The organism is Pseudomonas sp. S2_B07 (assembly GCF_054668435.1).
The window spans coordinates 6,440,198-6,462,244 of sequence record NZ_CP162769.1 but is presented as its reverse complement, the minus strand read 5'-3'; the positions used below and the strand labels follow the sequence as shown (position 1 = coordinate 6,462,244).

Below are 22,047 nucleotides of genomic sequence, written 5' to 3'. Positions count from 1 at the left end.
GTTGCCTTCCCCACAATACGCATAAAAAAAAACCATAACGGAGTCACTTATGGACATTCGCCACCTTGCGCCTGGACTGTCGGTATCCGAACAGATTTTTCCCAACCAAATGGCCGAACTGAAAGAGGCCGGCTTTCGCACCGTCGTGTGTAACCGTCCCGATGGCGAAGGCAGTGATCAGCCCTTGTTTGCCGAAATCAAACGTGCGGCCGAAGCAGTCGGCATTGAAGCGCACTACCTTCCCGCTGAATCCGGCAAAGTCACCGACGAGCAAGGTATTGCTTTCGGCAAGCTCCTTGAAACACTGCCAAAACCGGTGTTGGCCTATTGCCGTTCCGGCATGCGCTCGACAACGATGTGGGCACTCTCACAAGCGGGCAAACAACCCCTGCCACACATCGTCGAGACGGCCAAAAAAGCCGGGTTCGATATGAAAGGCGTCATTCGCCGGATTGCCAATCAGGGGCGTACGCCGGTCGAAGTGGCTGAGGCGCAGCATACCGTGGTCATCATCGGAGGCGGTGCGGCAGGTATCGCGACTGCATCCAGTTTATTGGCGCGAGATCCTGGGATCGACGTTGCCATCATCGACCCGGCCGATGTGCACTACTACCAGCCTGGCTGGACCCTTGTCGGCTGTGGCGTCTTCGATGCACCCCAAACCGCTCGCACGATGGGTACGACCATCCCCCGCGGTGTGCACTGGATCAAGTCGGCGGTCGCCGCTTTCGAACCCGAGAGAAATGCCGTCATTCTTGATGGATGCAGAGTCGTCAAATACGAGCAACTGATCGTGTGCCCTGGCCTGAAGCTCAATTGGCATGCCATCGAGGGTTTGTCGGACACCTTGGGCCGCAACGGCGTGACTTCAAACTACCTGTATCACCTTGCCCCCTACACGTGGGAACTGGTGCAGCAACTGCGTGGTGGCCGTGCGGTTTTCACGCAACCGCCCATGCCAATCAAATGTGCCGGGGCGCCGCAAAAAGCAATGTACCTGTCTGCCGATCATTGGAGGCGTGCCGGTGTATTGGACAACGTCGAGATCGAATTTTGCAGCGCCGGCGCGGTGCTGTTCGGGGTTCCCGACTATGTGCCTGCACTGATGGAATACATCACGGCTTATGGTATCGACCTGAATTTCGGCCACACGCTCACCAGCGTGAATGGACCTGCACGGACTGCAACGTTCAATTGCGTCAATCCGGATGGCAGCGCCCATTGTGTGACGCGCGACTTCGATCTGCTTCATGTGGTGCCACCGCAGATTGCGCCGGATTTCGTTCGGGTCAGCCCTCTCGCTGACGCGGCTGGCTGGATCGATGTCGACCCTGCCACGTTGCGCCATAAAACCTGGGGCAATATTCACGCACTGGGCGACGCCACCAACACCAGCAACGCCAAAACCGCGGCAGCAGCACGCAAGCAGGCGCCCGTTGTTGCCCATAACGTGTTGGCTGCAATGGGTAAAGCAAAAGGCAGCGCCCATTACGACGGTTATGGCTCCTGCCCGCTGACGGTTGAACGCGGCAAGATCGTACTGGCTGAATTCACCTATGGCGGCAAGGTCGCCCCCAGCTTTCCATCCTGGCTGATTGACGGTACTCGGCCATCCAGGCTGGCATGGTTGCTCAAAGAGCGGATTCTTCCACCGCTGTATTGGAAGGGAATGCTCAAGGGCCATGAGTGGATGGCGAAACCTGAGATGGCCGACGTATGAAACCAGGCCTGAAAGCGAGGAGACTGAGATGATCGCCGTCTTACTGCTCGGGCTTACTGTCGGGGTGATTCTGGCTCTGACCGGTGCCGGAGGTGGAATACTGGCTGTTCCATTACTGGTATTTGGAGTGGGGTTGAGCATGGCCGAGGCAGGGCCAATTGGTTTACTGGCTGTCGGTTTAGCCGCGACCCTGGGTGCCGCAATGGGACTTAAAAACGGCACCGTTCGCTACAAAGCTGCGCTTCTAATTGCGGGAGCGGGGATCGTGTGTTCTCCACTTGGCCTTTGGCTGGCGCAGCGCACGCCTAACCGTCCGTTAACGATCATGTTTGCCTTCGTGCTGATGTACGTTGCATTCCGGGTATATCAACGATCACTCCCTCCCTCCACGGAGTCGAAGCCCCCCGTCACATCCAAACCGCCGCCTTGCCTTTTGGACGTGAACCGAGGAAAGCTTAACTGGACGGGTCCGTGTGCATGGGCACTCACCGTCTCTGGCGTTGTTGCGGGCGGGCTTTCCGGCTTGCTCGGCGTGGGCGGTGGCTTTGTGATGGTGCCGGCGCTCCAGCGATACACCAATTTGACAGCGCAGTCGGTGCTTGCGACGTCGCTTGCCGTTATTGCGCTGGTTTCAATTTCCGGCGTTGCTGCAAGCTCGGCAGCTGGGCACTTGCAGTGGGCAGTGGCCCTTCCGTTTTCCACTGGAGCATTGGTCGGAATGGTAGGCGGGCGTCTGATCGCGGCACGGCTCGCGGGTCCACACCTACAAAAAGGGTTCGCCGCCGTTTCTATGGTGGTTGCGGTGGCCTTGCTGGTGAAAGCTATTTAGTCATGAACATGAGTCATCCACTTCCAGGACTGCCCAAGACTCGCCTATAGCCCGAGACTTGCCCCGACCTCCCCTGCCAGTGACGAGCCCTATTGAATGCCGCTATACACTTAGTTTTTTTATATACTATAATCTGACTAACTGAACAATTAGTGATCAATCGTATGCCCGAATCAGATCTCCAGCAGCTACACGCCAATGCCGATGCTGCCAGCCAATTCCTTAAAGCCCTGGCCAATCCGGATCGCTTGATCCTCCTATGCCAGCTATCTCAGGGTGAGCGCAATGTCAGCGATCTGGAGTCACTGCTGGGGATACAGCAACCGACGCTTTCTCAACAGCTGGCTGTGCTTCGCCGCGAAGGCCTGGTAGAGACCCGCCGTGACGGAAAGCAGGTGTTCTATCGCATCAGCAGTCCCGCAGCATTGGCGGTCATCCAAACCCTGTATCAACAATTTTGCGTCGGAGAAGGTCCATGAATGTCGACTGGCTCAACTTCACTCCCTGGTCGTCCCTTGCTGGCGGCGCATTGATTGGCTTGGCGGCCAGTCTATTCGTCGTCGCTAACGGGCGTATCGCAGGCATCAGTGGTCTGATCGGCAGTCTTTTACAGCGTGGGAGCGAGGGGGTAAGTGAGAAAGCACTTTTTCTCCTGGGCCTGCTCATCGCGCCACTTCTATGGGGCTTGTTCGCCACGTTGCCGCAGATTGAGTTCAAAAGTGGCTGGTTCGGACTGATCGTCGCCGGTCTATTGGTGGGCATCGGCACACGATACGGTTCAGGTTGCACCAGTGGCCATGGGGTGTGCGGCATATCGCGCCTTTCGCCGCGATCGATGGTTGCCACTGCGTGTTTCATGTTCAGTGGTTTCGTCACGGTGTTTGTCTTGCGTCATCTGCTGGGGAGTTGAACATGACCAAACTGACTGCGTTCATTGCGGGCCTGCTGTTCGGCTTGGGTCTGCTTCTGGCAGGCATGGCCAACCCCGGCAAAGTACTCGCTTTCCTGGATCTAACCGGTGCTTGGGACCCTTCCTTGGCGTTGGTCATGGTCGGGGCAATTGGTGCGGCCATTGGCCCGCTAACCTGGGCACGACAACAATCCAGTTCGCTGCTGGGAAGGCCAATGCAGCTACCGGTCAAACGTGAGCTGGACCCGCGCTTGATTGGCGGGAGCCTGGTGTTCGGCATCGGCTGGGGAATCGCTGGCATCTGTCCGGGTCCCGCAGTGGCAATTCTGCTGACAGGACGCTGGCAAGTGATCGTATTCATGTTGGCCATGCTGGCCGGCATGTTGTTGTTTACTGCGCTGGAGACCCGGCGTAGCCATTGATTGGGAGATCGCCATGAAAGCGAACATTGGAACCATTGACCGCAGCCTGCGCATTATCGCCGGTCTGCTGCTCATTGGCCTCAGTCTGTCCGGTGTGATCGGCGTGTGGGGTTGGATAGGTTTAGTGCCGCTGGCCACTGGCATTTTCCGTTTCTGCCCTGTCTATACATTGCTAGGCATCAAAACCTGTAACCGTTGCTGAGCGACCACCGTTGCACACTTGCGGGTGCCTGAAGGTGCCCGTGGTGGGTTGCTGGTGTTTAAAACTATTCTGAGCGGAGCAGTTTCAAAACCTGTTTGAACAAGGAGATTTTGATGTCCGACCTGAACGATCCACGCGTGTTCTTTGCCGCTGAGCGAACGTTGCTGGCATGGAACCGAACCAGCCTTTCGCTGATGGCATTTGGCTTTGTGATTGAACGATCCGGACTACTGCTGCAAATGCTGAAGCCGGGCGTTCTGGGTCCTCCTGGGAAACATTTTTCGTTCTGGATCGGACTGGCTTTTCTGATGCTGGGTTCATGGGTTGCCTGTTGGTCATCCTGGCAATACAAAAAGGTAGTCAAGACCCTCAAACCCGTTGAGATCCCGCTTGGCTACAGCGTCAATGCTGGCCCTGGCATAAATGTCATTACGGCAATCCTGGGCGTTTTGCTCATGGCCTATTTGTCCATGATGTGAGCGAGGCTGGCCTGCCTGATCTCGCTCGGTTTTCCCACCACTGCTTCTGCATATTTGGGTCTAACGGTCGCCTCACCGATGTTAACGGTGCAGGCTCCAGCTTTGTCTACCCGGTTTTGTCCAAGCGAGTTCGGCAATCAACGCTACATCTTGAAAAATGGATCATAGGCTACGAGGAGGCCCGCCCATTCCGAGCCTCCCCCGAGTGAATAGGTTAATTGCTGACCGAAGCGATTTGCGCCGCACGACGGTTCTTTTTGCCAATCATAAACACCAATAGCGAACCAATTGCGGTCAATGCACAGAGCGGCATCAGTGCGATAGGAAAGCTCCCGGTCTGATCACGCAACACCCCAATCACTGAGCTCATGGCGCCGGTCCCCAGGTGGGCAAAGGTATTGATCGCCGCAATCCCGGTGGCCAAAGTCGCTGGTGGCAGGGATTCGGAACAAAGTGCCCAGAACGGCCCCTTGATCGCATAGTTACCCATCAATACGAGCGTCATTGTCATCGTTGTCTCCCCTGCCACCTCGCGCCGCGAGGGTGTTCCAGGGTCAGGCGCTTTCCTCGAACACAATTGCTCCCCGCACCAGGAATAAATGCGCAATCCATCTAACCCGGTGGTCTCAGCGACTCAATCAGTCCTTGTTCGCGAACAGGGCCCCACGCTCAAAACAACTGCTTACACAATAGAAATACATAAAGTCCGATCTTGTACTACCGAGTGTTAGCTTGTGCGCCTTTTCGGGCCATGAGATGCCAACGCCTTCATCATGCACATAAAGCTCCCCAGCATTCCGGCCCTAGGTGTTTACCTCGCCCTTGCTTGCCTCTTTGCGGGCGCATGGTTCACCCACCCTGCCCCCAAGCATTCCTCCTTTGCCCCGACAAGCCCGGTTTTGCCGGTGACGGATCAGACGGCCAAACCCATTTATACCAGCCGTTTCGCCTCCTCCGGGCTGGTGGACTTCGTGCATTCTTCAGCGGTAACAGCCTTGCCTGACGGCAGCTTGATGGCGGTCTGGTTCGCCGGCACTCGCGAAGGCGCCGCCGACGTGCAGGTGCGCTCCGCTCGCTTCAACGTGAGTACCGGCGAGTGGGGTGAAGAACAGGTCATGGCCACTCGGGAATCGACCCAGCTAAGCACTCGAAAATACATCCGAAAACTGGGCAACCCGGTCATTGCACTGGCGCCGGACAATCGCCTGTGGCTGTTCTTCGTCTCCGTGTCCATGGGCGGCTGGGCCGGTAGCGCGGTCAATGTGATGGTTTCAGACGACTTGGGTATGAATTGGTCGGCACCGCGCCAATTAATCACTTCACCCTTTCTGAACATCAGCACCCTGGTCCGGTCGGCACCGGTGTTCCATGCCGACGGCTCCATCGGCTTGCCGGTCTACCACGAGTTTCTGGGCAAGTTTGCCGAGTACCTGTACTTGAGCGCAGACGGTGAAGTGATCGATAAATACCGCATCAGCCACGGCAATAACTCATTGCAACCCGCGGTCGTTCCGCTGGACGGTCAGCGTGGTATCGCCATGTTGCGTTATGCCGGCGACACGCACCACCGAGTCCTGGCGAGCCGCACCGAGGATGCCGGACAGACCTGGAGCGAACCTTATCCGCTCGATCCATCGAACCCCAATTCCTCGTTGGCGGCCGTTGCGACGCCCGGACACGGATTGCTGGTAGCGCTCAATGACCTGCAAGAGGGGCGCTTCAAGCTGAGCCTCTATCTCACCGATGCGAAAATGGACGATTGGCGCCTGGTGCGCGATCTGGACAAATCACCGGACCCCGAGGGCGATCCGTATTCACCCCTCGCCTACAAGGAACTCATCGGGAAAGAGTTCCGCGACTCCAGTGGCAAGCTCCGCCAACCGCTGGAGGCGCGATTCCTCGACAACCTCGACAAACGCGTCTGCAAAAGCGAAGGGTGTGAGTTTGAATACGAATACCCGTACTTCATCCGCAGCCCCGACGGGATGTATCACTTGGTTTATACCTGGAACAACACCTTCATCAAACACGTGTCTTTCAACGATATCTGGCTGTCCGAGCGTCTCAAATGATCAGCCTGTGGCAAGCCCATCTCAGCTTCGCAATGATCATCTTCCTGGCAATGCCGTCTTTTGGCCTGAACAGGGTCTGGCGCATCGCGCTGTTGCTTACATTGCTGGTCGCAAGCTTCATACCACTGGACGGGATTTCGCTGGCCGCTTACTTGCGCAGCCACATGGATGACCTCGCGATCACCTCATTGGTGTTCATGGGGTGGGGCTGCCTGCGTCGACTGGATGTGTTGCCGCCCGCGCAGCGTGATCAAACCGGCGTACTGATCCTCTTCGCCGTCATGGCCCTGGTGTTATATCCGGCAACGCTGGGCTTGAGTGATCTGGACCCTTACCGACGGGGGTTCAGCCCACGCCCCCTGTTGTTTGTCGTTGCACTGCTGACGTTCAGCCTGTTTTACCTGCGCAATTACCTGGCCGTCGTGTTGTTGACGAGCGCGACCCTGGCCTTCCTCGCCGGGATCAAACCTTCCCACAACTATTGGGACTACCTGATTGATCCACTACTGGGCCTGTATTGCGGCCTGACGCTGCTGGTGCTGGGGACGCGCTGGACGTATCGCCGATGCATCACGCTGCGCCGCCCAATACCAAACGAATCCGTTTGAAAATTAACGAAATTCTTAATAGGGAAACATCGATGGGCTGGCTGAAATCGAGACGTTTGCATTACTGGCTGGGCGCAACAGCGATCGCGTTTGTGCTGTTTGCACTGCTGCGGGTGGTGTTCTTTTTCGGCTTTTCCGGTTTCGACGCCAAAGCCCTGAGCGACGACAATGCCGTTCTGGAAACTCTGGGCATCGGCTTTCGCTTCGACTTGCGCCTGGCCATTCTGGTCATGCTGCCATTGGCGTTATTGGCCTGGATCCCTCGCTGGAACCTGATCAGTAGCCACCTCGTTCGCTGCATCGCCCGGGGATATCTGGTCGCCGTTCTCAGCGCCATGCTGCTGATCTACATCGTCGATTTTGGCCATTACGCCTACCTCGGCGTGAGGATCAACGCCACGGTGTTGCGCTTCATCGAGGATGCGCAAATATCCCGTGATATGGTCTGGCAAACCTACCCGGTCATCTGGATTTCATTGGGTTGGCTGGCAACCGTCGCGTTCGTGACACTGGCGCTGATCCGTTTGGAGCGCGTCACGCTGGACCGCCCCCGCAACGTCATTCACCGGCTCTCCGCGGCGTGGGGCAGTGCGTTGATGGTCGTGCTGGTACTGCTGGGTATTTTGGGCCGTGTCGAGCACTTGAACCTTGAAAATCCGGTGCCATTGCGCTGGAGTGATGCGTTCTTCTCGGGCAATAACCAGATCGCCGCATTGGGCCTGAACCCGGTCATTTTCTTCTACGACACCGTCAAAGTCGGCCAGTCGCGCTATGACGAAGCGACAGTACGCGAACTGTATGCGGTCATGACTAACTATCTGGGCGTTGATAAACCCGATCCACAGGCCCTTGACTTTGTCCGTCACCAGGCACCACAACCCTACAAAGTAGCGGGCTCGCGGCCACCGAACGTGGTGTTCGTGATGCTTGAGTCGCTGGGCACCAGCGCTGTCGGGGCCTATGGCAACCCGATTAATCCGACGCCCAATATCGATCGCCTGGCCACGCAGAGCTGGTTCTTCAAGCACTTCTATGTGCCGGTGACAGGGACCGCAAAAACCGTCTGGGCCAGCATCAGCGGAGTACCTGACGTTACTCGCCAGGATACCGCGACGCGTCATCCACTGATCACCAACCAAAACACGCTGGTCAATGCCTTCACCGGCTACGAGAAGATCTACACCATTGGTGGCAACGCCGGTTGGGCCAACATGAATGCCTTGATCAAACAAAGCATTGACGGCGTTCGCCTGTACGACGAGCGAGACTGGAAATCCCCAGTGGTGGATGTCTGGGGCATTTCGGATCTGGACCTGTTCAAAGAGACCGACCAGATCCTGCAAACGCTGCCCAAGGACAAACCGTTCTTCGCCTACGTACAAACAGCCGGCAACCATCGCCCCTTCACGATTCCAAAGAGCAACGACGGATTCGAGGTCAAGCACCCTACTCTGGAGCAAGTCCAGGCCGCCGGTTCGCGCAGTGTCGAACAATACAACGCCGTGCGTTTGCTGGACTTCAACATCGGACGCTTGATGGAAATTGCCAAGGCCGGCGGCTGGTACGAAAACACTATTTTCGTGCTGTTTGGCGACCACAACACCCGCATCGCCCAGATCCCTTTCCTGCCACCGGCCTACGAGCAACTGGGTCTGGAAAGCAACGCAGTGCCGATGATCATCCACGCGCCCGCCCTGATCGGCACGCGCAAGGTCGAGGAAGCCGTCGGCCTGGTGGACTTACTGCCAACGGTGGCCGGTATGGCCGGCCTTGAATTTCGCAACAGCGGCATGGGACGTGATATTCAGCAACCTGCACCCGAAGGCGAACGCGTGGTGCCATTGGTGTTGCGCGAAGGCACGTTCCCGCTGATTGCCGGCGTGACTCAACATTACTTGCTACAGATGGAACACGACGGCAGCTCGCCAACTCTCCATGACCTCGCCTCACCGACGCCGCTGGACAACGTCGCCGAGCAACACCCCGAAGAGTTCAAGCGATTGTCAGAGTTGACCCGCGCCATGCATGAAACCTCACGGTTGATGCTGTACCAGAACGTGCGGAAATAACGCCGGGATTTTTGCCAACCATGGGAAGGTGTGTTCTTGCTGGAGGTGCGGTAATCCCGGAATCCGGGATTACCCACGATGCAGGAGTTACGGGCTGACTTAACGATTCAAGAATGAATATAAAGCCCGCCCGCAGGGGTGATGCCGCGCTGCCAGGATGATTGCAATGATGTTGCGCGACAGAACTTGGCGATCTTGTAAAAGAGCTAGATCGTTAGCTCTTTGTTGAGGTTGCTCATCACAAATGTATAAGCGTCTGGTGATGTGAAAAAAGAGTGCCACGCATAGGGTGCTCTGAAGTAAGTGTGATTCCCCGACCGCCAGATAACGACGACATGTCCCGCGAGACTTGCGCCGGCAGCCGCTAACTGAAACGTCCTCATAATCGCTTCTTGCGAGTGGTTAGACTGACTGCCGAATGAAGCATCCAGTGGGAAAATTATCATGTTTTGCCCACCCTGACGCACATGAGCGATGAGGTACTTTGCCATCTCCTTCTCCTTGAAATTACTACCGTTACTGTCCACCCTCGTGCATTCGAGGGCGTGGGCCCGCTAACGCTTCGAGTACGATCGCCCATTGATATAGATGATGAAAAAACATGATTCCAACAACCCGCTGAAGGCGCGTCAGAACGCCCCCCCGAGTGACGACCCACTATCAGAACCGGACATTGTATTTATTGCTGGCAACATTAAATGTCGCCATAACTCTTACAGCATTATCACCGAAAAATTTCCGAACAACACCGTCATACACACAGAGCACAACACCTTCACCCGGCACATATGAACTACCATTATTCACCAGCGCCAAGTTGTACACATCATAACTATGCGCAATATCCGGCATGAGCTTATCGCAAATAGCAAGATGATCAGGCTCGCCAGCAATTACCATGACAGGGGAAAGCAGGGCCAGCAGAAAGAGTAACTTTTTCACTTTTGCTTCGCCTTTAGTGTATTAACTACCAATGGCGCCGGATGGTAATTTGAGCCTGATTAGCTGTCAATATGCGATATCTGCTAGCTTTTTTGCGGCATCTGATTTCATCAAATACAAATCCTGGTTATTTAAACACTGGGAAATCAATAATTAATCCGACATACCAACTAGGTTAATACCGACTTTTTAATCGTCAGAATCATTGAAGCCTCTTAACGACACAGGGGAATAAATGGCTGTCCCTCATACAATTAAGCCTATTCGCTCTGACTGCCAGTCCAGGTGTCCGCTACATCATCTGTCGGCTTGTCAGTAGTGATGAGCTTCTCGATACCCCAGTCACCAGGCACATGCCAATCCTCGCCGAAAAGTTCGGCCGGGTGCATCGTACGATCGGAGCCATTTCCACAGGCCAAGGACTTCGCCGGACAATAACGGTCGCACCCCCAACAGATCCGTTCGGGGTGCTTGGGGTTGATGGGGAAGTTCTTGGCCATGCCGATCTCCGGTCATTGGGAGGCTTTATTCCAACCTACAGACGTTACGCAAAGCCAGCCTTGATACACATCAAGAATCGACATCGGGTGACTGCGCTCACCTCCTTCGCAATCCCGGGGCTAAGCTAATGCTTTAATAGAATTGGAGACGTGTCTCATGCTCAATAAAAATCCTTTCCCAAGCGGCCTATCAACTTGGGACGATCAAGATGCCGCAACATCTCTCGATGACAAAGCGTTTACCGCTCCGCCCGCCTTGACCAACGCCGAACTGGTTCATCTGCGTGTCCGAGTGATTGCCCTGGAAAACCTGGTCATCGCCCTGCTGGCCGATGGATCGGAACACCAACTCAGCATGACGGATCTCAGAGGCTGGCTGCGGATCATCAGTGTCGGGGGTAGACGATCAATACGCCTTGATTTGCATCAAGCACAAGCAACGTCTTGGAAGAACAGGCCACCGTTCAAAGCCGTTCACCAGGTCAGATAGAACATTCCCTTGGCCAGCAGCACGATAGCGACCATGTGACAGAACAGGCTGCCGTGGATGAACTGCAGGTATCGCGGGCTCATTCGGCCACTTTTGAACAAAAACATGGCCACCAGGAAGTGCAGCAGTACGCTGACGGCCACCGCGATTTTTATGGCCAGCAATGTGCCGAACGAGGAAGCCAATGGTGAGGCCAGGACTGGCAGATAGCGCAGCCCGACCATGCCAAGCCCCGCACCAAACAATACCAGTAGCACCCACGGCATCAGCGAGCGCGCTCGCCGGCCGATGCCCTGCTCGACCAGCAGCATGACCCTGGCAGGTAGCTGTTTGCGGATGCTTTCAAGGAACAGCACTTCGAAGAACACAGTGCCGATAAAGATCAGGGCGGCAAACAGGTGCAACGTCAGAAACAGCGGATAGATCATGGAGGTTTCGCCTTGAGTCAAGGCAACCCGTTACGGCACAAACGTACGGGATGTCGGTCTCTGGAGACTACAGAGCCGTCCGATCCATGTGGTTGACATCGATCAAGAAAGCCACAGACCCCACACTCACCGTGCTTCATCATAATCAACGTACAGGAGCGACCATTTCACCGTTGCTCGATAGAAAAACCTGATTGGAGGCCTGTCTAAACATCGTGACCTGGTATGAACGCAGGTTCGGCTGGAGATTCCCCACTATCGCGGGCTGATGAACGCAAACCACATCGCCAACTACATCATTGAAAGCGGCACGGTGAACCAGGACTTCATCAATAAGCACACCCGGTTTGCCCTGGGCCTTGACAACATCGGCGACGGTCTGCGTCCGGACGACCCACGGGAACGCCCCCTCTTGGCATGGCGGATTTCGCCACGCGTCCAAGCCAGTGCCCACAGCGAGAGCCAAATATTTTCTCATGAGAAAAGTCCAGGGCGCGGGCAGCACAGTGACAGCACCGGACAAGGCCATTACAATTTGATTAACATCTAGCGACTTGAGTGATTGAATACACCATGGAAAGTAAGACTGCGCGCCTCACTGTGCTCATTGATCCCGTCAAGAAAAAAGCGTTCGAGGAACTCTGTGCAGCGCAAGACCTGACGTCTTCGCAGGTTGTCCGTCAACTGATTCGTGACTACCTGGACACCCACGGTGCCAGCTATTCGACCAAGAGCAAGCATGCCACCGGCACCAAGTCATAACCCAATACAGGCAGTTAGCTGCTAGAGGATCGACTTACCCTCTGCGAGAGTGAAAGCTTTATCCAGCGCGGTGTTGAAGTCGGCGTGGTAATGCTCCATGCCGATTTCTTGCAAGATACCTACCCTATCAAGCTTGTTGAGCACCTTCGCGTTCGCCTCGCAGAGTTTCACGACGATATTCCGCTTGTGCAGTTGCTGGATGACCTCCTCCAGCACCTGCAATCCAGTGATATCCATAAACGGTACGCGCTTCAAGCGGATAATCAGCAGGCGCGGGTCGGTATGGGTCTGTGCCAGGACACGCTCGAAGGTCTCAGCCGCGCCAAAGAACAATGGCCCTTCAATTGTATAAATCAGTGTCCCTGGAGGCAGGCGAACATGCCCGTTGGCCCTCAACTCGTGTTCTAGCTCGTGCTCGACGACCTGTTGCACCTCGACAGATGAGGCCATTCGACGCATGAAGTGCAACATGGCGAGAATAACGCCGATATTCACGGCGATCACCAGATCACTAAACACAGTGAGACTGAAGGTGATGAGCAGGATAGCAACGTCTGCGCGTGGGGCCCGCTGGACCATGCGTTTGAAGTGCTTCAACTCGCTCATGTTGTACGCGACCACGAAAAGAATCGCGGCCAGCGCGCACAGGGGGATGTTTGAGGCTAGTGGTGCGAGGAACAGAATAATAAGCACCAAGGTGACCGCGTGCATAACGCCGGCCAGAGGGCTCGTACCGCCGTTGCGGATATTGGTTGCAGTACGGGCAATGGCTCCGGTAGCGGCGAAGCCGCCAAATAATGGCGAGACCAAATTAGCCACTCCCTGACCGATCAATTCCTGATTGGAATCGTGCTTGGTGCCCGCCATGCCATCGGCCACCACTGCGGACAACAGCGATTCGATTGCTCCAAGCATGGCGATAGCGAATGCCGGACCAATCAAATCGATGACGCGAGACATTGTAACTTCAGGCAGGCTCAACGCTGGAAGGCCTTGAGGTATGCCCCCAAATGCGCTGCCAATTGTGGCTACCCCCTCGAAATGAACGATTGACTGTATCGCTGTCGCTACCGCCATTGCGATTAGCGGGCCAGGTACCCGTTTGAGTCCGGGAATTTTAGAGGCAGTAATGACCAGGAAAAGGCTAATCACCGCCAGCAGAGTGGTGGCGACATGAAGATCCGGCAGGGCCTGGAGCAAATGCCAGAACTTGTCATGGAAGTGCTCTCCACTGACAGCCGGTAAACCGAAAAAGTCTCTCCACTGCCCGACCCAGATAATCACGCCAATGCCCGCGGTGAATCCGACAATCACCGGGTCAGGGATAAACTTGATGACTGAACCGAGCCGTGCCATCCCCAGCAATAACAACATGGCCCCCGCCATCATCGTGGCGATTTGCAATCCGTCAACGCCATGCTTGGCCGTGACTCCCGCCAGAATCACGATGAACGCACCTGTCGGCCCGGCAATCTGCAAGCTGCTTCCCCCAAAGAGTGAAACCAGCAGACCACCAACGATTGCGGTGTAGATGCCTTGCTCAGGTTTGACGCCAGACGCAATGGCAAACGCCATTGCCAGGGGGAGCGCAACGACCCCGACGATCACACCGGACACTAGGTTGCGAAGCCAGTGTCCTCGCCCCAACAACCCCGCCTTCCATGCCTCAGCAATCGCAATCATGGCTAGATCCTCAGTGGATGCATGTGCATAATATTAACATCCAGTGATAATTTAAATGCCCTTGATCAACCGCCTCGTGCGGCTGGTAATTTTTTACAGTGAAAGCTCAGATGGAGCTGGCCGGGCATGCACTGCCAATACAGAATTTAAGAACGCGCGTAGCGTGGTAACTGACATGAATCGTAAAAATGTGAAAGACAAACATGCCGAAGGCGTGACTTTTGACACCCATGTAATCGCAAACCCGACTAACCCCAAGGAGTGGATTGTGTTCTTCAAGAAGGACGCAGGGAGAAGTTATTTCTTGGTTGATGACAACGAAGAAGTCGAGACTTTCGGGCATCTGGATGACTTGATCGCTGAGCTTCGAGACCTGGGTCTCAAAACCGCGGAAATCCACTTTTAGCCCTTGGATTGCGCCATGCAGACATGATCATATCGGTGAAGATCGAGTAGCTAGTCAGTCAAAGCAGAGCACTTGGGTCTAGCCGCTCTGTGCCATCGATCAGTTGGGGGCGCAGCCGGCATCAGCGGCATCGTCGGCGGGCTGTTGCGCCCGATGGCCGGCCCACCATGATGAAGGCTAGAGAGGGATCCCAAGCCCCGTTGGGGATTGGCAGGGATTTGTCCTGGCCCCGCGTTGGGATTGATGGGCTCAGGCATTCTCAAGGGCGTGGTGTTTGTCATGGCCATGTTGGCTGGTATGGGGCTGTTCGAAAGGCTTGAACGACAAAGACGCCCAGAGTCACCGGTTCCAATTTCCGAGAATAAATCCAGTTGATTTTATCCAGGAGCCAACCCTGTTCGCCTGAGGCGTTATTGTTTCTTGAGTACCTGTTCGCCTGAGGCGTTATTGTTTCTTGAGTAACAGCAGGAGTAGCGCTGTGAAGGCAATCACTGCCCCCATGAGGAATGTGCTGTCCGATCCAACGCTTTGCCATAACCCGCCCGCTATTACACTGGCCATCAACATACAGACACCGCTGACCAGATTGAAAATGCCGAAGGCGGTTCCCTTGAGTTCTCTGGGTGATTTATCAGCTACCAGCGAGGCAAGAATGCCTTGGCTAAATCCCATATGGAGTCCCCACAGCGCGACACCCAACATCATCGTGATCACTGAACTGGACTGAGCAAGCACAAGATCCGCCAGGACGAGTAACCCCATGCCCACACAGAGCAGCTTCGTGCGACTGACACGATCGGACAGCCAGCCGGCCGGGTAAGCGGACAACGCATAAAAAAGTGCCATGATCACCATCACCAGCGGTACCCAGGTGATCGACAGTCCTATCTGCTGCGCCCGCAATACCAGAAACGCCTCGCTGAAACGGGCAAGTGTAAACACCCCGCCAATAATGACGACCCACCAATATCCGGAGGAGAAGTCGTGAAGGACGCTCCAATGAATTGGAGAACGGAATCTATGTGTGCTGGAGGCCTGGGTAGATTCTTTTACTCCAGCGACAATGAGCACCACCGCTACTGTTGCGGGGATCACTGCAAACCACAGCACACGCTGGATATCTGCAAGCCATAGCATAAGCAGGATGGCCAGAATGGGGCCAAGAACAGCACCCACGGTATCCATCGACTGTCGCAGCCCAAAACAGGCACCCCGGATTTCTGCTGGCGACACATCTGCAACCAAGGCATCTCGGGGTGCACCACGAATGCCTTTGCCGATTCGATCCAGAAAACGTGCGATAAAGACGACTTCAACCGAATGCGCAAGAGGAAAAAGTGGTTTGCTCAGAGCCGCTAAACCGTATCCAAGCAGCAGCAACCCTTTGCGCCGCCCCATAAAGTCGCTGATAGCGCCAGAGAATACCTTGACCAGCATCGCGGTCGACTCTGCAATCCCCTCGATCACGCCGACGGTCAACGCATTCGCACCCAATGTCGTCACCAAAAATACAGGGAGCAAGCTGTGTACCAGTTCAGAGGATAGATCCATGAACAGGCTGACAAAGCCCAGCGCCCAGATCGTGCGCGGAATACGAATAGGCTCAGCTTTAGTACCTGGACTTTCGCTACTCATCGTTTCGTCCTTTGCCCATCAGCACTGAAGAGAGACTGCGAAAATCAAAGATCCTCTAATTAATAGCGCAAATGCATCGATTAAAACGGTTTTCTGAAAATCCCCAATCCACTTCGTTGCCTGGTCACCAAGAACCAGAGCGTTGTCGTCAGTTCCCCTCCTCAGTCCCCGCCAAGTGTCCTCCCATACCTTCTCCCCTGCGCCCTATTCGTGCTGAACAATAGCGGTTTGTGTGTATCGGTGTGGTTGAACACCGCGAAGCATTGAAATCAACTCGACTTCTTTTTGACATTTTTTTCCCAAACGGCCTCGTAAGGTGCGTTATCCGGCCAAACAGGTAGCAGTCAATGAATCCACCCAGCTCTTGCGACATGGACGAAGCCACCCTCAGCCAAGCCGCTCATTGGTGTATGCGTTTACAAGAAAACACCTGCACGCAGGAGGAAAAACTGGCCTTTAAGGAGTGGATTCAGATGGATCCTCGCCACGCCTTTGAATACGCAAAAATGCTGGAAATCTGGGACCTCAGCGACCAGTTGCCAAACCATCAAAACACCTCGAAAAAGCTGCTGACTGATAGATCGACGCAGCAGAACGGCGCGCACAAAATGTGATGCGCTGAAACGGTCGCACCATTGCAGTGCAATCTGTTGGCGAAAACCGCTTTCCTCAACTAGGGTCTCTACGCAATCAAACGCCCCCGCTCATAGGTGGGGGCCCCTGATCAAGGAGAGATAAATGCCGTCCATTCGCAGTGTCGAAAAAACCTATCGCGCCTGGTCGAGCCCGATCCTGTTGGAGCTCAAGGAGCGAGAACACCAACTGGACCCCGTCGCGCGCCAGGCGCTCGAAAACATCCTGGTAGAAAGAAGACTGATCAACCTCGGCAATCCTTCAGGCAGTGAGCGGCGCAACGCGGGTCGGGACAACCATCAGTAAACCGCGTCCGATGACCGGTACACATTCTGCCTTTTGCTCATGCAGACAGAAGTCCGAAATCCAAAGGAACTGGCACTACGCCATTAATGTCGTAGCGGTAGCACCTGGAGAATCGGATGACTCACACTCGCTATTTTCAAATCACCTACCGTTTCAACGATGACCGGCACGTTTTCGTACAGCCAGACACGCACATGAGTCACGCAGACGCATGGTATTACGCTTGCCTGCATTCAGGGCTGGGACTTTCATATGGGCAAAATCACGATCAACAAAACGACGAGGCACTTCGAAGTCACGCGCAAGCAGGCGGCCTGATCGATGTCAGCTGGGAAGAATTACCCAGTTGAAAAGGCCGGTGCGCCTCTTTACAGACAATCCTTCACGGCTTTGCGCATGGCGCCGGACTTGGCCCAAGGTGGCCCCTGATACAGCGAAACCCGACTGCCGTCCTTGTACTTGACGATATCGAGAATTTCATCCGCGGTGATGATGCTCGGCGCATTCAGCCGATAGCCATTGGAAATGCCGACCTGGGTCGTTTTCGGAATTTCTTTCTGCCACGCCGGCAAAATACACGCCGCCAGTTCTTTGGGCGGCTTGTCGCTGTATTTGCTGACGTTGGGTTCACCCGGCACCACAGACGCCGGCAACGAACAACCTGCCAGCATCGCCAGCGTTACTCCCCCAATCCACATCCGCATGACGCATCCTTATCCCGTAAAACGCGAAATGTAACGCTTCGCCGGCCGGACATCCATCTATTGAATACAACTCAATGTGGAGCATTGTTTCCTGGAGGCTCTGGATAGGTTCTTTCGTTGAGATAAGCCATCCACCGCTCATAGGCTTCATGCTGCCATTGCGTGACCCGCTCCCACTCCGGGCCGCTCAGTTGATGCGCTGAAATCAGCTTCATCATCTCTGTGGTGGCGGTATCCAGGTCAACAATCAACTCATGGGCATGAAATTTGAAGTCATCGGTATTGCTCATAGAGTGTGGCCCCGTCCTGACGAAGTTCATTGACCTTCGTACGACAACCGCGAAGGTCACTCGCCCTCAACTTCCCGACCAACGGACGCACCTTCTATCCCGCGGGAATCTGACGAACAAACGTTACGCCGTTCTAAATGGAACTACTCTTTCTTATCGAGAGATTGCTGGAGGTCGTCATGTGGCTTAACGAAGATGAAAACGCACTTCGCCGTGACCTGCAAAGCGTTGCGTCAGATTTGAGGTGGTCGGCGGTCGAGTTGCTGCGCATTGAGCAACAGCTACGCCAGGCGGGTAATGAGGTGGATGCGCAAGCCGTTCTCAAGTTATGCGCGTTGTTTCAGGGCGATGAAGCACGCCTGGCGGGCTATGCCGAGGAAGTGAAAGCCAAGGTGATCAGTCGGAAGAAGGCCTCACTAACGGGAGCACTGTCATGAACAAGTTTCACCCTGGCAGTCCTGCTGGCGGTGGGTGGCTGCAGCACCGAGGAACATATTTACGGTACCCAGCCCTTGGTCGCCAAAGTCCAGACCGGGATGAGCAAGGATCAAGTGCAGCAGATCGGCGGTCAACCGGTCTCGATCACCGACCGCACGGTGCAGCCTGGTAGTTGTTTTGACTACACATTGACGCACGCGGACCAGCATCAGCCGTACAACGTCAGCTTCGATGGCAACGGCAAGGTCGACCACAAAAGCTTCATGACTTGCGCGCAATGGAGTCACGTTCAACAGAAAGCCAGGGAACCCTCACACTCAAGCGGTGGCGGAGGCTACTGAGCGAACTAGCCGGCAACAGGCTTGTTGCAGGTATCCCGCCATTTATCGGCGAAGGTGTTGATTGCCTGGCTTTTCTGCGCTTGAGAATCGCGAACGGGCTGGCTGTACGCTTCGTTGATCAACATTGCTCCCAACGTGTCGTGGTCGGGATTGCCCGATTTTATGGCGAGCAAACTGGCTTTCGATTCGCCGTTTTGACGAGACTGCATGATCGATCCGGCCAATACACGGAACGCTTCGCAGACCTGCGGGTTGGTTTTAATTTCGCCCAACGCCTGGGCTTGAGCCGGGCTTGCGCAAGCCCAACTTATTGCAGACACCAAGGCCAGAGACATCCAGCGCCCTTTCAACATGGGTTCTTCCTTGAATTGAAAACGGCCACCCTATCACTCCAATGTCGCGTTTAAAATCCTCTGCGCTTCGCTTCTGAAACAAAAAAGCCCCGGCATTCCGGGGCTTCAAGGGTGTCGTCATTCTGACTGCTGAGCTAACGGGCGAACCGTCCTCGCTCTATAGGCGGGAAGCGATGCAGCATAGGCCAGCGCTTCCTCTCTGCTGCTGAAAGACCCCAAGCGGTCACCTTGGGTGCAAACCCGCCAGGGGCCGTTGTTTACGCTCAGTACGTCATAACCGTTCATGTGCATTTTATTCAGTATCGGAACACTCATGGTCACCTCCTGTTCGGTAGTGGAACCGACGATTGCCTGCAATACCTTACACCCGACCTTTGCCCAAGTGCCGACCAGACGTCGCGTCAGTAATCCAGCGTTCAATTGCACTTTTCGCTGAGAACATCGCTCTAACACCTGAAATAGAGATCACGGCCCGAATGTTGCATTTTTATTACGTTTTTATGACACGCAATTGTTAGGTAACCGATGAAAGTACGTGCAACGGTCATTTGCGAACTGGACCGACATGTTCTCCTGGTGCGCAAAACCAGGTGTCGCTGGAGCTTGCCCGGCGGAAAAGTCGAACCCGGTGAAACCACGGCGGGCGCCGCGTTGCGTGAGCTTCAAGAAGAAACCGGCCTGGGCGCCGACAACCTGCTGTACCTCATGGAGCTGGAATCGGGCGGCACCCGCCACCATGTCTACGAAGCGTCGGTGCCGAACCTTGAGCAGGCCCGGCCCCAAAACGAAATCATCGACTGCATCTGGCACCCGCTGGAGACGGTCGACAACCTGAGCACCAGCGACGCCACGCGCCAGATCGTCAAGGCGTTTCGGCGCCGCTTGTAAGCGACTGCTTGACGTAGGTACGGGTTGTTCTCAGTGAGCGTCAGCCCTGGTCGCCGCCACCGACCGGCATGATCATGCCGGTGATGTAGGACGCTTCGTCGCTGGCCAGAAACAGGATAGCGCCTGCCTGCTCATCCAGCGTGCCGTAGCGCTTCATCAAACTGCTGTCGAGCGTCTGGTCGACGATCTGCTGATACCAGACTTTTTCCTCAGGACTTTGCTCGGCAGTGTTGCGCGCAATGACCCGGGGCGGCGCTTCGGTGCCACCGGGTGCGGTTGCATTGACCCGCACCCCGCGGCCGGCAGTTTCGAAGGCCAGGCAAGCGGTCAGTGCGTTCACCCCGCCCTTCGCCGCGCCATACGGCACGCGATTGATACTGCGCGTGGCGATGGACGAGACGTTGACGATGGCGCCACTGCCCTGCTCCAGCATGAACGGCAGCGCCGCATGACAGCACCACAACGTCGGGAACAGCGAGCGGCGGACTTCGGCTTCGATCTGCTCCTCGGCATAGTGCTCGAACGGCTTGGTCCAGATCGTGCCGCCGACGTTGTTGACCAACACGTCGAGACGCCCGAAACGTTCAATGGCGGTGCGCATCACCCGGCTGCACTCACTGTATTGCTCAAGGTCGGCGGTCAGGGCCAGCACCTGATTACGTTGGCCCAACTGCTGCTGCACCTCAAACACCTGCTCGGAGCGGTCGACCAGAATCAACCGCGCCCCCTCAGCGGCCATGCGCTCAGCCACCCGCCGCCCGATGCCTTGCGCAGCCCCGGTAATCAGCACCACTTTTTCGTGAAATCTGTTCATACCCACCTCGTGAAAAAAACCTGACCTGCAGGAGCGAGCCTGCTCGCGATAGCGGTCTAACAGGCGACATTCCCGTTGAATGTCCCGCCCCCTTCGCGTGTACTACTCAAGCCGCGCTGGCGGCGAATTTTTCGTAGTAGAAATTCGCAGGCTGGACGCCTTGCTCACGGATGAACTGGCTGACCGCCTCGACCATCGGCGGCGGGCCGCACAGGTAGACGTCGACGTCACCCTCGTTCAAATGCCGCGGCTCGATGTGCTGGGTCACGTAGCCCTTGAGTGGATACTGGCTGTCGGGGTTGGCCACACAGGCGCTGAAGCTGAAGTTCGGGATGCGTGCGGCGAAGGTTTCGAGGCGGTCGAGTTCCACCAGGTCGAAATCGTTGGTCACGCCGTAGATCAAATGCAGCGGATGTTCGCTGCCCTGCTCGGCTATTTTTTCCAGCATCGCGGTGAACGGCGCCAGCCCCGTGCCACCGGCCAGCAGCAACAACGGACGGCGAATATCGCGCAGATAGAAGCTGCCCAGCGGCCCGGCCAGGTTCATGCGGTCGCCCGCCTTCGCCATGCCAGTCAAAAAGCTGCTCATCAAGCCGCCGGGCACATTGCGGATCAGGAAACTGACTTCGCCGTCGCGCTGCAACGAGCTGAACGAATAGGCGCGGGTCTGCTCGCTGCCCGGAACCCCGAGGTTCACATATTGCCCCGGCAGAAACGCCAGGGTGCTCAACGCTTCACCCTTGATCGACAGCGCGATGGTGCTGTCAGACAACTGGCGCACCGCGCTGATCGTGGCGTCATAACTCACCTGCCGCGTGCGGCAAACCTCCGAGGACGCCGGCACCCGCACCACGCAATCGCTCTGGGCACGCATCTGGCAAGTCAGGACAAAACCCTGCTCGGCTTCTTCCGCGCTGAGAGCGTCTTCGATGTACTCCTCGCCCAAGTCATAACGACCGGCCTCGGCGAAGCATTTGCAGGTGCCGCACGCGCCGTCGCGGCAGTCCAGCGGGATATTGATGCCCTGGCGGTACGCGGCATCGGCCACTGTTTCACCGGCATTGGCGTCGATGAACCGGGTGACACCGTCTTCAAAATTGAATGCAATGGAATGCGTCATGAC

At 55.8% G+C, this 22,047-nt stretch carries 32 protein-coding genes and 1 pseudogene; 21 read left to right on the top strand and 12 right to left on the bottom strand.

Going from position 1 to position 22,047, the window contains the following annotated elements; genetic code table 11:
• The first annotated feature begins 49 nt into the window (after positions 1 to 49).
• The 7 genes from AB4N43_RS29785 (at position 50) to AB4N43_RS29755 (ending at position 4,562) form a co-directional block, all read left to right on the top strand.
• A complete protein-coding gene (locus AB4N43_RS29785; protein ID WP_027923711.1) occupies positions 50 to 1,720 on the top strand; it encodes a bifunctional protein tyrosine phosphatase family protein/NAD(P)/FAD-dependent oxidoreductase in 1,671 nt (556 codons plus the stop codon).
• A 28-nt stretch (positions 1,721 to 1,748) separates the two neighbouring features.
• On the top strand, positions 1,749 to 2,549 hold the full coding sequence (locus tag AB4N43_RS29780) for a sulfite exporter TauE/SafE family protein (RefSeq protein WP_059182824.1): 801 nt from the start codon (positions 1,749 to 1,751) through the stop codon (positions 2,547 to 2,549).
• Positions 2,550 to 2,713: 164 nt separating this feature from the next.
• Positions 2,714 to 3,028, top strand: a complete 315-nt coding sequence (locus AB4N43_RS29775; RefSeq protein WP_410922771.1) for a metalloregulator ArsR/SmtB family transcription factor — start codon at positions 2,714 to 2,716, stop codon at positions 3,026 to 3,028.
• The gene (locus tag AB4N43_RS29770) at positions 3,025 to 3,459 is read left to right on the top strand and encodes a YeeE/YedE family protein (protein WP_027923708.1); all 435 of its coding nucleotides are present in this window, start codon (positions 3,025 to 3,027) and stop codon (positions 3,457 to 3,459) included. The genes AB4N43_RS29775 and AB4N43_RS29770 overlap by 4 nt, the downstream gene beginning before the upstream one ends.
• Before the next feature lie 2 nt (positions 3,460 to 3,461).
• The gene (locus AB4N43_RS29765; protein ID WP_059182823.1) at positions 3,462 to 3,881 is read left to right on the top strand and encodes a DUF6691 family protein; all 420 of its coding nucleotides are present in this window, start codon (positions 3,462 to 3,464) and stop codon (positions 3,879 to 3,881) included.
• 13 nt (positions 3,882 to 3,894) lie between these two features.
• Positions 3,895 to 4,083 (top strand): YgaP family membrane protein, encoded by a 189-nt coding sequence (locus AB4N43_RS29760; RefSeq protein ID WP_027923706.1) that lies wholly within the window; start codon positions 3,895 to 3,897, stop codon positions 4,081 to 4,083.
• A 113-nt stretch (positions 4,084 to 4,196) separates the two neighbouring features.
• Positions 4,197 to 4,562, top strand: coding sequence for a YidH family protein (locus AB4N43_RS29755; protein ID WP_027923705.1), 366 nt, complete (start codon positions 4,197 to 4,199; stop codon positions 4,560 to 4,562).
• A 214-nt stretch (positions 4,563 to 4,776) separates the two neighbouring features.
• On the opposite strand, the gene AB4N43_RS29750 is transcribed toward AB4N43_RS29755, so the two are convergent.
• A complete protein-coding gene (locus tag AB4N43_RS29750; RefSeq protein WP_228758757.1) occupies positions 4,777 to 5,073 on the bottom strand; it encodes an MFS transporter in 297 nt (98 codons plus the stop codon).
• 262 nt (positions 5,074 to 5,335) lie between these two features.
• Here AB4N43_RS29750 and AB4N43_RS29745 point away from each other — a divergent pair, with 262 nt between their 5' ends.
• From AB4N43_RS29745 to AB4N43_RS29735, 3 genes are read left to right on the top strand one after another with little or no spacing between them, the layout of a single operon-like run.
• On the top strand, positions 5,336 to 6,634 hold the full coding sequence (locus tag AB4N43_RS29745; protein WP_194940196.1) for a sialidase family protein: 1,299 nt from the start codon (positions 5,336 to 5,338) through the stop codon (positions 6,632 to 6,634).
• Positions 6,631 to 7,242, top strand: a complete 612-nt coding sequence (locus AB4N43_RS29740; protein WP_027923702.1) for a hypothetical protein — start codon at positions 6,631 to 6,633, stop codon at positions 7,240 to 7,242. Before AB4N43_RS29745 ends, AB4N43_RS29740 begins: the two co-directional genes overlap by 4 nt.
• 32 nt (positions 7,243 to 7,274) lie before the next feature.
• On the top strand, positions 7,275 to 9,311 hold the full coding sequence (locus AB4N43_RS29735) for an LTA synthase family protein (RefSeq protein ID WP_027923701.1): 2,037 nt from the start codon (positions 7,275 to 7,277) through the stop codon (positions 9,309 to 9,311).
• A gap of 660 nt (positions 9,312 to 9,971) precedes the next feature.
• On the opposite strand, the gene AB4N43_RS29730 is transcribed toward AB4N43_RS29735, so the two are convergent.
• Positions 9,972 to 10,253 (bottom strand): hypothetical protein, encoded by a 282-nt coding sequence (locus AB4N43_RS29730; RefSeq protein WP_059182820.1) that lies wholly within the window; start codon positions 10,251 to 10,253, stop codon positions 9,972 to 9,974.
• Positions 10,254 to 10,513: 260 nt separating this feature from the next.
• Entirely contained in the window at positions 10,514 to 10,753 is a 240-nt protein-coding gene (locus AB4N43_RS29725) for a DUF3079 domain-containing protein (RefSeq protein WP_027923698.1), read from the bottom strand.
• 157 nt (positions 10,754 to 10,910) lie between these two features.
• Here AB4N43_RS29725 and AB4N43_RS29720 point away from each other — a divergent pair, with 157 nt between their 5' ends.
• Positions 10,911 to 11,243, top strand: coding sequence for a hypothetical protein (locus tag AB4N43_RS29720; RefSeq protein WP_410922767.1), 333 nt, complete (start codon positions 10,911 to 10,913; stop codon positions 11,241 to 11,243).
• Here AB4N43_RS29720 and AB4N43_RS29715 read toward each other — a convergent pair.
• Complete coding sequence (locus AB4N43_RS29715) at positions 11,228 to 11,671, bottom strand: CopD family copper resistance protein (protein ID WP_410922766.1); 444 nt, start codon at positions 11,669 to 11,671, stop codon at positions 11,228 to 11,230. The genes AB4N43_RS29720 and AB4N43_RS29715 overlap by 16 nt on opposite strands.
• A 268-nt stretch (positions 11,672 to 11,939) precedes the next feature.
• On the opposite strand from AB4N43_RS29715, the gene AB4N43_RS29710 reads away from it, so the two are divergent.
• Together AB4N43_RS29710 and AB4N43_RS29705 are read left to right on the top strand one after the other, a co-directional pair.
• Positions 11,940 to 12,221 (top strand): hypothetical protein, encoded by a 282-nt coding sequence (locus tag AB4N43_RS29710; RefSeq protein ID WP_460152620.1) that lies wholly within the window; start codon positions 11,940 to 11,942, stop codon positions 12,219 to 12,221.
• Positions 12,222 to 12,244: 23 nt separating this feature from the next.
• Positions 12,245 to 12,433, top strand: coding sequence for a ribbon-helix-helix protein, CopG family (locus AB4N43_RS29705; RefSeq protein ID WP_027923642.1), 189 nt, complete (start codon positions 12,245 to 12,247; stop codon positions 12,431 to 12,433).
• 21 nt (positions 12,434 to 12,454) lie between these two features.
• Here the strand turns inward: AB4N43_RS29705 and AB4N43_RS29700 are convergent, their stop codons facing one another.
• The gene (locus AB4N43_RS29700; RefSeq protein WP_194940206.1) at positions 12,455 to 14,116 is read right to left on the bottom strand and encodes a SulP family inorganic anion transporter; all 1,662 of its coding nucleotides are present in this window, start codon (positions 14,114 to 14,116) and stop codon (positions 12,455 to 12,457) included.
• Between the two features lie 175 nt (positions 14,117 to 14,291).
• On the opposite strand from AB4N43_RS29700, the gene AB4N43_RS29695 reads away from it, so the two are divergent.
• Both AB4N43_RS29695 and AB4N43_RS29690 read left to right on the top strand, forming a co-directional pair.
• Positions 14,292 to 14,522, top strand: a complete 231-nt coding sequence (locus AB4N43_RS29695; protein WP_027923640.1) for a hypothetical protein — start codon at positions 14,292 to 14,294, stop codon at positions 14,520 to 14,522.
• 201 nt (positions 14,523 to 14,723) lie between these two features.
• Positions 14,724 to 14,897, top strand: a pseudogene (locus AB4N43_RS29690) (DUF6691 family protein); the annotation flags it as partial.
• Positions 14,898 to 14,966: 69 nt separating this feature from the next.
• Here the strand turns inward: AB4N43_RS29690 and AB4N43_RS29685 are convergent.
• Positions 14,967 to 16,157 carry an MFS transporter gene (locus AB4N43_RS29685; protein WP_410922765.1) on the bottom strand — a complete coding sequence of 397 codons (1,191 nt, stop codon included), beginning with the start codon at positions 16,155 to 16,157 and terminating at the stop codon, positions 14,967 to 14,969.
• A gap of 347 nt (positions 16,158 to 16,504) precedes the next feature.
• Here AB4N43_RS29685 and AB4N43_RS29680 point away from each other — a divergent pair, with 347 nt between their 5' ends.
• The 3 genes from AB4N43_RS29680 (at position 16,505) to AB4N43_RS29670 (ending at position 17,446) form a co-directional block, all read left to right on the top strand.
• Positions 16,505 to 16,771, top strand: coding sequence for a FecR/PupR family sigma factor regulator (locus AB4N43_RS29680; RefSeq protein WP_460152617.1), 267 nt, complete (start codon positions 16,505 to 16,507; stop codon positions 16,769 to 16,771).
• A 124-nt stretch (positions 16,772 to 16,895) separates the two neighbouring features.
• Entirely contained in the window at positions 16,896 to 17,096 is a 201-nt protein-coding gene (locus tag AB4N43_RS29675; RefSeq protein ID WP_027923637.1) for a hypothetical protein, read from the top strand.
• Between the two features lie 116 nt (positions 17,097 to 17,212).
• Positions 17,213 to 17,446 (top strand): DUF6555 family protein, encoded by a 234-nt coding sequence (locus AB4N43_RS29670; RefSeq protein WP_027923636.1) that lies wholly within the window; start codon positions 17,213 to 17,215, stop codon positions 17,444 to 17,446.
• Between the two features lie 18 nt (positions 17,447 to 17,464).
• Here the strand turns inward: AB4N43_RS29670 and AB4N43_RS29665 are convergent, their stop codons facing one another.
• Both AB4N43_RS29665 and AB4N43_RS29660 read right to left on the bottom strand, forming a co-directional pair.
• Entirely contained in the window at positions 17,465 to 17,800 is a 336-nt protein-coding gene (locus AB4N43_RS29665; RefSeq protein ID WP_027923635.1) for a hypothetical protein, read from the bottom strand.
• A gap of 71 nt (positions 17,801 to 17,871) precedes the next feature.
• Entirely contained in the window at positions 17,872 to 18,090 is a 219-nt protein-coding gene (locus tag AB4N43_RS29660) for a hypothetical protein (protein ID WP_027923634.1), read from the bottom strand.
• A 179-nt stretch (positions 18,091 to 18,269) separates the two neighbouring features.
• On the opposite strand from AB4N43_RS29660, the gene AB4N43_RS29655 reads away from it, so the two are divergent.
• Both AB4N43_RS29655 and osmE read left to right on the top strand, forming a co-directional pair.
• Positions 18,270 to 18,527 carry a hypothetical protein gene (locus AB4N43_RS29655; RefSeq protein WP_059183085.1) on the top strand — a complete coding sequence of 86 codons (258 nt, stop codon included), beginning with the start codon at positions 18,270 to 18,272 and terminating at the stop codon, positions 18,525 to 18,527.
• A gap of 12 nt (positions 18,528 to 18,539) precedes the next feature.
• A complete protein-coding gene (gene osmE, locus AB4N43_RS29650) occupies positions 18,540 to 18,869 on the top strand; it encodes an osmotically-inducible lipoprotein OsmE (RefSeq protein WP_059182790.1) in 330 nt (109 codons plus the stop codon).
• A 5-nt stretch (positions 18,870 to 18,874) separates the two neighbouring features.
• On the opposite strand, the gene AB4N43_RS29645 is transcribed toward osmE, so the two are convergent.
• Positions 18,875 to 19,219 (bottom strand): hypothetical protein, encoded by a 345-nt coding sequence (locus tag AB4N43_RS29645; RefSeq protein WP_460152615.1) that lies wholly within the window; start codon positions 19,217 to 19,219, stop codon positions 18,875 to 18,877.
• A 120-nt stretch (positions 19,220 to 19,339) separates the two neighbouring features.
• The gene (locus AB4N43_RS29640; RefSeq protein ID WP_027923630.1) at positions 19,340 to 19,537 is read right to left on the bottom strand and encodes an SPOR domain-containing protein; all 198 of its coding nucleotides are present in this window, start codon (positions 19,535 to 19,537) and stop codon (positions 19,340 to 19,342) included.
• A 210-nt stretch (positions 19,538 to 19,747) separates the two neighbouring features.
• Here AB4N43_RS29640 and AB4N43_RS29635 point away from each other — a divergent pair, with 210 nt between their 5' ends.
• Positions 19,748 to 20,110, top strand: a complete 363-nt coding sequence (locus AB4N43_RS29635) for an NUDIX hydrolase (protein ID WP_027923629.1) — start codon at positions 19,748 to 19,750, stop codon at positions 20,108 to 20,110.
• A 40-nt stretch (positions 20,111 to 20,150) separates the two neighbouring features.
• Here AB4N43_RS29635 and AB4N43_RS29630 read toward each other — a convergent pair whose 3' ends face one another.
• Entirely contained in the window at positions 20,151 to 20,924 is a 774-nt protein-coding gene (locus AB4N43_RS29630; protein ID WP_027923628.1) for a 1,6-dihydroxycyclohexa-2,4-diene-1-carboxylate dehydrogenase, read from the bottom strand.
• 106 nt (positions 20,925 to 21,030) lie between these two features.
• Positions 21,031 to 22,044 carry a benzoate 1,2-dioxygenase electron transfer component BenC gene (gene benC, locus AB4N43_RS29625; protein ID WP_027923627.1) on the bottom strand — a complete coding sequence of 338 codons (1,014 nt, stop codon included), beginning with the start codon at positions 22,042 to 22,044 and terminating at the stop codon, positions 21,031 to 21,033.
• Positions 22,045 to 22,047: the final 3 nt, after the last annotated feature.